This window comes from Streptosporangium sp. NPDC051023 (assembly GCF_040689595.1).
Lineage (GTDB): Bacteria > Actinomycetota > Actinomycetes > Streptosporangiales > Streptosporangiaceae > Streptosporangium.
This window is the reverse complement of the sequence record NZ_JBFBCE010000157.1, coordinates 1-9442: the sequence shown is the minus strand read 5'-3', so window position 1 is coordinate 9442 and position 9442 is coordinate 1. Positions and strand designations below refer to the sequence as shown.

The window sequence follows — 9442 nt, the reverse complement described above, 5'->3', positions numbered from 1 at the left end:
ATGTCGGCGAGGCAGTCGCCGCCGAGGGCGAGGGTGAGGGCGAGATCGGTGATGACCTTGCCGGGATCGTGGATTGCCCGGGCGGGTCGCCACGGTTCCAGTTGCCGTGACAGGTATTGCTGCAGGCCTGTCACGCGCAATGTCTCCAGCAGTAACAGTGCCCCGGCATGAGAGACGGTGCCCGAACTTTCGGCGGACATGACGATCTTGGGGCGAGGAGCGGTAGTCTTCACGCGAAAAGTGCCTCTTGGACTGGCTTGGACGGGACCTTAGACAAGTCCGACCCTCCCAGTTCAAGGGCACTTTTCTCATGTAAACGATCAAGTTCTCCGAAACTCACCGCGAAAGCTCGAGGTTAATCATGTCCGGCATGGCCGGGTCGATGAACCTCACGGGCCTTCTCACGACACAAGCGCGGGAGCATGGTCAGATGGATGACGACGATTCGGCCGCGGCGGCGGATGACGTGTGGGAGTTGCTCGACGAGGCCATCTGCGTCACGTGGGTCCGCGGGGCCGAAACCGAGGACGTCGTTCGGGCCTTCAACGGCGAGTCCGCCGACGCAGCCCAAGGCCAGGTCACCAGTGTCGGCAACCATCTGGCGCTCCGGTCGGCCGAGGAGCCAGAACCGGTGCTCCTGCTGCGCAGGCAAGGCGAATGGATCACCGTGCTGGAACCGGACAGCACCGTCGGCGCGCGCGATGACGTCCTGCTCGAGGCCTGCGGCTCCGGGGAGGGACTCAACCTGACCTGGTGCGTCAACGCGAGCCTCTCCTACGCCAGCGGTTCGGCGATCGCCGTGACCTTCGATCCCGCCGGCATGGGTGACGACCACGAGGATCTCGACGACGCCCGCCGATGGAGCAGGTCCTTGGGGATCGATGACGAAGACTGGCGCACTTCGTGGAAGGCCACAGCTTTCGCTCTCGTCGAGGCGGTCACCGGCATCGAGATAGACGACACCTGGACGGACCCGGTATGGACGCCCATCCGGATACGCCCGTCCCGTCCTGCGCGTCGAGGCGCCGTCCGGCTGCCGTACGCGGACATGCGGGAACTCCTGGCTCGGGCACCGCAGATCCGCGACATCGTCGACCACCCCGGGCCAGAGCAGGTGCCCAGGATGCTGCGGATGTTAATCACCATCGGCCTATCCACCGCAGACGTGCGCACTCCCCTCACCGAGGCAGCCTCGGCCGCCATCGATGCCAGACCGCCGGAAGCGGAGATCGAGCTCCTTCTCCAGCGGCTGCGGACCCTGTCCGACGAGTACGACCGCCAGATCGGCGCAGCTGGTACGCAGGCACAGGTGGATGATTTGCACCGCAAGCGCAACGCGCTGTCGGCTGCCATGATTGCGCTGGGTCCCGACCCCTTGGATGCCTTCCCCCAGGTGGCCAGCCTCACCTTGGGCCTCGGGCTACACCGGGACAACGACGATTATCTGAGTCTCGAAGTATTGAACATCTGCTACAGGCACATCGTCTCTACTTGAACCTGCGCCTGCGTGTGGGTCAGGGACTCGGCACTGGGCTTGCCAGTAAAAAAATCCGGTTCGCGTAGTTGTCAGGAGGCCCGGTAGCAGGCTGGCGGCTTCATGCGGGCGTCTGCTGAATGTGCTCCAGTCGCACTCCCACTTGGTCGGGGAAGCCGCTCATGACCTCTTGTCCATTCAGTGCGGGTCTCCGGGCACAGGCTGAGACCTGTGCCCGGAGACCAAGCTGGTGTTTACGCACGTATTTGGCGCGATCAGCGGCTGTCGTTGTCCGGTAGCCGGGCGGCCTGAGCGGGTTGTCGGGCGCTCAGATGGCTCACAGTCCCTGTTTACCTGGGCAAACACGTTCAAGATCATCCCGTTTACATCCCGTGATCATGGCCTTACGGCTGCATGCGGGCGCGGTCTGACCTTAGGGCTCAACGGCCCGGAGTCTAACAGTGCTCACCTGACGGCGGCTTACGGAATCGAGTCTGCCTGACCTGGCGAAACGCTCTCGATTCACCCCCATTAGAGGCAGAGAAGGCGGACGAGTCGGCCTGTAGGCCGGGTTTTGTCCTTCACTGGTGTGAAGGGGCGACCATCCATCTAGGACCGGCGTTGCCGTCGGCCTCAAGCGGTCTACCCGCGCGGCTCGGGCGGGCAGCCCTCAAGCGTCGCGCGCGGGACGCTCCGGAGAGCGTCCCTTCTTGACCTTGCTCCGGGTGGGGTTTACCTAGCCGCCCACGTCACCGTGGGCGCTGGTGGTCTCTTACACCACCGTTTCACCCTTACCCCCCTTGCGAGGGGCGGTTTGTTCTCTGTGGCACTGTCCCGCGGGTCACCCCGGGTCGGCGTTACCGACCACCCTGCCCTGTGGAGCCCGGACCTTCCTCGGCGGGTCCTCACAGACCCGACGCGGCCGCCCGGCCGGCTCGTCCGCCGTGTCCCAAGCCTATCGGCTCCCCAGTGGTCTCCAACCGAGCGGCAAGTGGGGCCGGGTGGAATGAGGTCAGGCCCCCGGGGCGAGGCGAGACAAACCGGGGGTCACCGATGGGAGCCGTCCGGCCGGTCCGGGCCCGTCCAAGGCGGTGCCGTGCCGCCCCGGAACGGGCCCTACCGGCCGGGGGCGCGAGGTCAGCGCAGGTGGGAGGTGTCGTTGAACGCCTTCACCACGGCGGGCCCGTCGGAGTAGTACTCGATCAGGGACAGGGCCGCCAGGTCGAGATGCATGCGGTACAGCGCGGCGAGGGGAGCCAGCAGCGCGGACCGCATCAGCATCTTGATCGGCGTGACGTGGGAGACGACGAGGACCGTCCTGCCCTCGTAGCGCTCGACCAGCTGGTCCCCGATCACCTGGACCCGCCGCGCCGCCACCTCGAAACTCTCCCCACCCGGCGGCGCGGCGGACGGGTCCGCCAGCCACGCGGCGAGCTCGTCCGGCCAGCGGCGCTGGATCTCGGTGAACGTGTGCCCTTCCCAGTCACCGAAGTCCGTCTCCCTGAGGTCCTCTTCGACGACGACCTCGAGACCGAGCCTGGCGGCCACGATCTCGGCGGTGACGCGGGCGCGTTTGAGCGGCGAGCTGACGATCGCCTGGATGCCGTACGGCTCCCGCGACAGCCTGGCCGCGGCGGCCTCGGCCTGGGCGACGCCGTTCGCGCTCAGCTCGGGGTCGCCGAGTCCGGAGAACCTGCGCTCGACGGACAGCGGGGTCTCGCCGTGCCGGAGCAGCAGCAGCGAGGTCGCCGTGGTCGTGGGCGGGCGCCAGCCGGTTCCGCCGGTCGCGGATGCCGTTCGCAGGGCCGTTCCGCCCGCCGTGGGCTCCGCCGCCCCTCCAGCAGCCGCCTCTCCGAGTGTCCCTCCGGTGGTCGCGCCCTTGGCGGTCGCCTCCCGCCGCGGGGCTCCCGCCGCTGCGCTCCCCGTCTTCGGGAGGTCTCCGGTGTCGAAGAAGGAGCCCTGCACCGGGCCCGCACCGGCCGCGGGAGCGCGGGTCGCGGAGGAAGCCGGGGACGCGCCGCCGGAACCGGTGGCCGGTGAGGTCGCGGACCGCCAGGGCCTGCCCTTCGCCGCGGCGTCCATGGCCTCGTTCGCGAGGCGGTCGGCGTCCTTGTTCTTCTCCCGCGGAATCCACCGCCAGGTGACCCTGAGACGGCGGGCCAGCGCGGCGGCCTCCGTCGCGAGGGGCCGCAACCCCTCATTTTTGATCTTCCAGCGGCCCGCCATCTGCTCGATGACCAGCTTGGAGTCCATCCGGACCTCGACGGAGGCGCCGTCGCCTGCAAGGTCGAGCAGCGACCGCAGGCCCGCGATCAGCCCGCGGTACTCGGCGACGTTGTTGGTCTGGGTGCCGATGGCCTCGGCGACCTCCGTCAGCACCTGTCCGTCGGCGGCGTCCTTGACGACCGCGCCGTAGCCCGCGGGGCCCGGATTGCCCCGGGATCCGCCGTCGGCCTCGACGACGAAAGAGGTCACAGGCCCGACTCCGGGGTACGGACGAGGATCCTGCGGCACTCCTCGCAGCGGATGACCTCCTCGTGGGAGGCCGCCTTGATCCGGTTGATCTCCGCGATGGACAGGCTGGTCCGGCAGCCCTGGCAGCGGCCGCCCTGCAGCATCGCCGCCCCGACCCCGAACTGCTCGCGGAGCTTGTCGTAGAGGGCGAGCAGGTCGGCCGGGATGTCGGAGGCGACCGCGGTGCGCTTGCCCTTGACCTCGGCGGCCTCCTTGTCGATCTCGGCGAAGGCGGCGTCCCTGCGGTCCTCTGCGGCGGCGCGCGTCGCGCCGAGCTCGTCCCGCTCCGCGACGAGCTTGGCGACCTGGGCGTCGGCCGACTCACGGCGCTCCATGATCTCCAGCACGACCTCCTCCAGGTCACCCTGGCGGCGGTGCAGGGAGGCGATCTCGGACTGCAGGCTGGCCAGGTCCTTCGGGGAGGACACCTGGCCCGAGTCGAGGCGCTTCTGGTCGCGCTCCGCGCGGACCCTGACCGAGTCGACGTCGGCCTCGGCCTTCGTCTGCTCACGGGCCAGGTCGCCTGCCTCGGTCTCGGCGGCGATCACCTGGGTGGCGAGCCTGGCCACGCGGGCGGAGAGCTCGTCGATCTCGGCCAGTTCCGGCAGGGTACGGCGGCGATGGGCCAGGCGGTCGACGACGGAGTCGAGTTCGGCCAGGTCGAGCAGACGCTTCTGGGCTGCCGGGGCTGCTTTCACTTCAGTTCCTCGCACTCTGCTGTTGTTTTCCAGGCGTCCGTGACCGTCTCGGAAACGCGCGTCTCAACAGTAATCCCCCGCGCGGCCAAAACGGATGTCAGGCGGTGTGCCGCATCGGCCAGCCAGGGCCATTCGGTCGCCCAGTGGGCGGCGTCGATCAGCGCGGGGCCACCGGGGTCCTCGACGAACTCGCTCGCCGGGTGGTGACGCAGGTCCGCGGTGAGGAACACGTCCACTCCCGCGGCACGGGCCGTCCCGAGCAGGGAGTCGCCCGATCCTCCGCTCACCGCGACGCGCCTGATCTCGCGGTCAAGGTCTCCGGCGACCCGCAGGCCGCCCGCCGTACCGGGGAGACCTCTGGCGGCCTGCCGGGCGAACTCCCGCAGTGAGAGCGGGGCGGGCAGCGAGCCGACGCGGCCGAGACCGCGCCGGGGGTCGTCCGCGGCGGCCAGCAGGGGGGTGAGCGGCCCTGTCAGTCCAACAGCGCGGGCGAGCGCGTCGGAAACACCGGGATCGGCGACGTCGGCGTTGGTGTGGGCGGTGAAGAGGGCGATGTCGTTCTTGATCAGCGTGTGGACCAGGCGGCCCTTGAAGGTCGTGGCCGCGACGCTTGTGACACCCCGCAGGTAGAGGGGGTGGTGGGTGACGATCAGATCGGCTCCCCAGTTCACGGCCTCGGCAGCGACGACCGCCGTCGGATCGACCGCGAACAGGACTCTGCGCACCTCGGCGGCGGGGTCTCCGCAGACGAGTCCGACCGCGTCCCACGACTCCGCCCACGCGGGGTCATAGATCGATTCGAGATCTCCGACCATGTCGGCAACGGTAGGCACGTGCGCAGACTACCGGCCTGTTTCGCGTTGGAGGAGAATCACCTGTCATAAATGGACTTTGACGTCCGAAGGGCTGCGCATGGAGCCGAGCGTCGCGATCATCGGTGCCGGATTCGCCGGCCTGTGCATGGCGATACACCTGGAGAAGGCGGGGATCCGCTCCTACACGATCTTCGAGAGGGGGTCCGACGTCGGGGGCACCTGGCGGGACAACACCTATCCGGGGGCGGGCTGCGACATCCCCTCGCACCTCTATTCGTTCTCCTTCGAGAAGTACTCCAGCTGGACCTGCCGCTACCCCGGGCAGTCGGAGATCCTGGGCTACCTGCGGATGTGCGCGGACAAGTACAGCCTGCGCCCGCGGATCCGGCTGAACACCGAGGTCACGGCGGCGGCCTTCGACGAGACGCTGGGCAGGTGGCGGGTGCGCACCCGCGACGGGGAGCAGCTGTTCGACGTGCTGGTCACCGGGATGGGCCAGCTCAGCCGCCCCCGACTGCCCGACATTCCGGGAATGTCAGACTTCGCGGGGGTGGCCTTCCACTCCGCCCGCTGGGACCACTCTCAGGACCTGTCCGGCAGGCGGGTCGCGGTGGTCGGAAACGGGTCGTCGGCGGCCCAGCTCATCCCCCGAATCGCCGAGGTCGCGGAGCGGGTCGACGTCTTCCAGCGCACTCCGAACTGGGTGCTCCCCAAGCCGGACGCCACCTTCGGAGAGGTCACGGGGACCGCCTTCCGCTACCTGCCCTTCCTGCAGCGGGCCTACCGCGAGTGGCTCCTGCGCTACACGGAGATCGTCGCCCATCCGGTCCTCACGGACGGCTGGAGCGCGCCGCTGGCCCGCAGGCGCGCCCTGAATCACCTGCGCGCTCAGGTCCCCGATCCCCGGCTGCGAGCCAAGCTGACCCCCGGCTACCCGATCGGCTGCAGGCGGATCATCGTCGACAGTGAGTTCTACCCCGCGCTGAGCCGTCCCAACGTGAACGTCGTCACCGATGAGATCGTCAGGATCGCCCCCGAGGGGGTCGTGACCACCGAGGGACTCCACCCCGCCGATGTGATCGTCTACGCGACCGGGTTCCTGGCGGCCGACTTCCTGGCCCCCGTCGAGATCACGGGGCGTCGCAGGCGGCGCCTGCGCCAGGAGTGGGAGGGCGGGGCGCAGGCGTATCTCGGCATCGCGGTACCGCACTTCCCGAATCTGTTCATGCTCTACGGGCCCAACACCAACCTCGGCCACACCTCGGTCGTCTTCATGATCGAATGTCAGGTGCGCTACGTCATGGGGTGCCTGCCGTACCTCGCCGAGCGTGGCCCGATGGAGGTCACGCCCGAGGCGATGCGGGCGTGGCGCCTGCGGCTCGGGCGGGCCATGGAATCCACGGTCTGGCGGGCAGGCTGCACCAGCTGGTACACGGATGCGACCGGCCGGGTGACCGGCAACTGGCCCGCGACGGTGGCCCTTTACCGGCGGATCACCAGGGCGCCCCGCCCCGCCGCGTTCCGTTTCTCGCGCTGACCCCGCGAACCGACCGCCCTCACGGGGCGGCGCACCCTCGGGACAGCGAACGGGTCCTGTCGGTAGCGTCTTGACAGACAAGATCCACCTGTGAGGAAGGACCCGCCCTTGTCCACCGATCTCCACCGCGACGCCGTGGTCGCCGACACCCACAACGACCTGCTGATGGCGGTCACGGCCAGGCCTGCGGAGCGGTGGGCGCCGTTCTTCCGCGAGCGCTGGCTTCCCCAGCTCCACGAGGGCGGGGTCGACATCCAGGTGCTGCCGGTCTTCATCGACGACCAGTACCGCCCCGAGGGAGCGCTCAGGCAGACCCTGCGCATGATCGAGTGCGCGCACACGCTGGCCGAGGGCAACGCGGACACGGTACGGCTCTGCCTCGACGGCTCCCAGATCGACCAGACCCTCGCGGAGGGGAAGATCGCCCTGGTGCTGGCCCTCGAGAGCGCTCCCGGTCTGGACGCGAACGTTGAGCTGCTGCCGACCCTGTACCGGCTGGGCGTGCGGATCGCCTCCATCGCGCACTGGGGCCGTACGGCTCTCGCGGACGGCAGCGGCGAGGAGGAGACCGGCAGCAGGCTTACCGCGGCGGGTGTGGCGGCGGTGCGGGAGATGGAACGCCTCGGCATGATCTTCGACGTCTCGCATCTGAGCGCCTCGGGGGTCGCCCACGTGCTGGAGCTGGCGACCAGGCCGATCATGGCGACCCATTCCTCGGCCAGGGCCCTGCGCGACCACCACCGCAACCTCAGCGACGAGCAGATCCGCGCCATCGCCGCGACCGGCGGGGTGGTCTGCGTGAACTTCCTGCCTGCCTTCCTGTCCGACGATCCCGCCGAGTACACCGTCGACCGTCTGGTCGACCACATCGAGCACATCGTGAGCGTCGGCGGGATCGACCACGTGGGACTCGGCCCCGACTTCATCCGCGAGGTCATGCACGACGTCACCCCTCCGTGCTGCGAGGCTTTCGGCTTCAGCGGCCTGGATGTCATGGCGACGATTCCCGGGCTCGCCGGTCCCGCCGGATTGTCGTCGGTGACAGATGCCCTACTCAAACATGGCTTCGCCGACGAAGAAATCGTCAAGATCCTCGGCGACAATGTTCTGCGCTTGTTCCGCACCCAACTGGGAAGGCCCGCATGAACCTCGACCTGATGCTTGACGACCTGGAGGAGCTTGTCGTCTGCGAATCCTTCTCCGCCGACCACGAGGCGCTGGCCCGCAGCGCCGCCCTGGTCGCGGACCTGGGTTTCAGAAGGCTCGGCGCGCGTCCCGAGACGATCGTGGTCGACGGGGTGCCCCACGTGCGCTGGACCTTCGGCACACCGCGGGTCCTGCTGGTCGGCCACCACGACACCGTCTGGCCGATCGGCACGCTGCGCGAGCACCCGTGGTCGCTCGAAAACGGGATCGCCCGCGGCCCCGGGGTCTTCGACATGAAGGCCGGGCTGGTGCAGATGTTCCACGCGCTGGCCTGCCTGCCCTCTCCCGAGGGGGTGGCCGTGCTGATCACCGGGGACGAGGAGGTCGGCTCGACGACCTCGCGCGCGCTGATCGAGGAGTCGGCACGCGGGTGCGCCGCGGCGTTCGTGCTGGAGGCGAGCGCGGACGGCGGGGCGCTCAAGACCGCACGCAAGGGCACCTCCGACTACCGGGTCACCGTGCACGGCAAGGCTGCTCACGCGGGCCTCGAACCGGAGAAGGGGGCCAACGCCGGGATCGAGCTGGCCCACCAGATTCTCATGCTCAGCACCATGGGCGACGGGCAGACGACGGTGACGCCGACCATGCTGTCCGGCGGGACCACGGTCAACACGGTGCCCGCGCTGGCGGGCGTCTCCGTGGACGTGAGGGTGCCGAGCCTCGCCCAGCAGGACCGGGTCGACCGGCTGGTCCGGACGCTCACTCCCCGGCTCTCCGGGACGCGGCTCGAGATCAGCGGGGGACCGAACCGCCCTCCTCTCGAGGAAGCCTCTTCGGCGCGCCTGTTCGAACTGGCCTGCGGAATCGCCAAGGATCTGGATATGGAACCGCTGCGGGGGGTGGCCGTCGGTGGCGCCTCCGACGGTAACTTCACCGCGGGCATCGGCTGCCCGACACTCGACGGGCTCGGCGCCGTCGGCGGTGGCGCGCACGCGCCGAACGAGCACGTGCTCGTCGCGGAGATGCCCGCCCGGACAGGCCTACTGGCCGAGCTGATCGCCTCCGTGCTGAAGGGGGACACGCGCTGAGGGGAGAGTACGGCATCGCGCACACCGAAACCACGAGCCCACCACGAAGGAGATGCGGCCCCGGCCGCACCGCACCATGAAGATCACCGGAATCGAACTCCGCCGCATCGCGATGCCCCTCGTCGCCCCGTTCCGCACCTCCTTCGGCACCGAGAGCAACCGCGACATCC

7 protein-coding genes, 1 other RNA gene and 1 pseudogene are annotated in these 9442 nt (G+C 69.1%); 4 read left to right on the top strand and 5 right to left on the bottom strand.

Annotated elements, in window-relative coordinates:
* A pseudogene (locus tag AB0395_RS46665) lies at positions 1-200 on the bottom strand (IS1380 family transposase); the annotation flags it as partial.
* Between the two features lie 161 nt (positions 201-361).
* Here AB0395_RS46665 and AB0395_RS46660 point away from each other — a divergent pair.
* Positions 362-1495, top strand: coding sequence for a DUF6461 domain-containing protein (locus AB0395_RS46660; RefSeq protein WP_366294343.1), 1134 nt, complete (start codon positions 362-364; stop codon positions 1493-1495).
* Positions 1496-2021: 526 nt separating this feature from the next.
* On the opposite strand, the gene rnpB is transcribed toward AB0395_RS46660, so the two are convergent.
* The 4 genes from rnpB to AB0395_RS46640 all read right to left on the bottom strand — a co-directional run bounded on the left by rnpB (position 2022) and on the right by AB0395_RS46640 (position 5501).
* An RNA gene (gene rnpB, locus AB0395_RS46655) (RNase P RNA component class A) lies at positions 2022-2412 on the bottom strand.
* Between the two features lie 199 nt (positions 2413-2611).
* The gene (locus AB0395_RS46650; RefSeq protein WP_366294340.1) at positions 2612-3949 is read right to left on the bottom strand and encodes a bifunctional RNase H/acid phosphatase; all 1338 of its coding nucleotides are present in this window, start codon (positions 3947-3949) and stop codon (positions 2612-2614) included.
* Entirely contained in the window at positions 3946-4686 is a 741-nt protein-coding gene (locus AB0395_RS46645) for a C4-type zinc ribbon domain-containing protein (RefSeq protein WP_366294337.1), read from the bottom strand. Before AB0395_RS46645 ends, AB0395_RS46650 begins: the two co-directional genes overlap by 4 nt.
* Positions 4683-5501: a Nif3-like dinuclear metal center hexameric protein gene (locus tag AB0395_RS46640; protein ID WP_366294346.1), complete on the bottom strand. Its 819-nt coding sequence runs from the start codon at positions 5499-5501 to the stop codon at positions 4683-4685. The genes AB0395_RS46645 and AB0395_RS46640 overlap by 4 nt, the downstream gene beginning before the upstream one ends.
* A gap of 76 nt (positions 5502-5577) precedes the next feature.
* Here AB0395_RS46640 and AB0395_RS46635 point away from each other — a divergent pair, with 76 nt between their 5' ends.
* The 3 genes from AB0395_RS46635 to AB0395_RS46625 all read left to right on the top strand — a co-directional run bounded on the left by AB0395_RS46635 (position 5578) and on the right by AB0395_RS46625 (position 9272).
* On the top strand, positions 5578-7038 hold the full coding sequence (locus AB0395_RS46635; protein WP_366294334.1) for an NAD(P)/FAD-dependent oxidoreductase: 1461 nt from the start codon (positions 5578-5580) through the stop codon (positions 7036-7038).
* A gap of 108 nt (positions 7039-7146) precedes the next feature.
* A complete protein-coding gene (locus tag AB0395_RS46630) occupies positions 7147-8184 on the top strand; it encodes a dipeptidase (protein WP_366294331.1) in 1038 nt (345 codons plus the stop codon).
* Positions 8181-9272, top strand: a complete 1092-nt coding sequence (locus AB0395_RS46625; protein WP_366294328.1) for a M20 family metallopeptidase — start codon at positions 8181-8183, stop codon at positions 9270-9272. Before AB0395_RS46630 ends, AB0395_RS46625 begins: the two co-directional genes overlap by 4 nt.
* The last annotated feature ends 170 nt before the right edge of the window (positions 9273-9442 follow it).

Excerpts from the sequence above, each read along its gene's own strand:
- AB0395_RS46660 (WP_366294343.1), top strand. The coding sequence starts at position 362 with ATGTCCGGCATGGCCGGGTCGATGAACCTCACGGGCCTTCTCACGACA.
- AB0395_RS46640 (WP_366294346.1), bottom strand. The coding sequence starts at position 5,501 with ATGGTCGGAGATCTCGAATCGATCTATGACCCCGCGTGGGCGGAGTCG.
- AB0395_RS46625 (WP_366294328.1), top strand. The coding sequence starts at position 8,181 with ATGAACCTCGACCTGATGCTTGACGACCTGGAGGAGCTTGTCGTCTGC.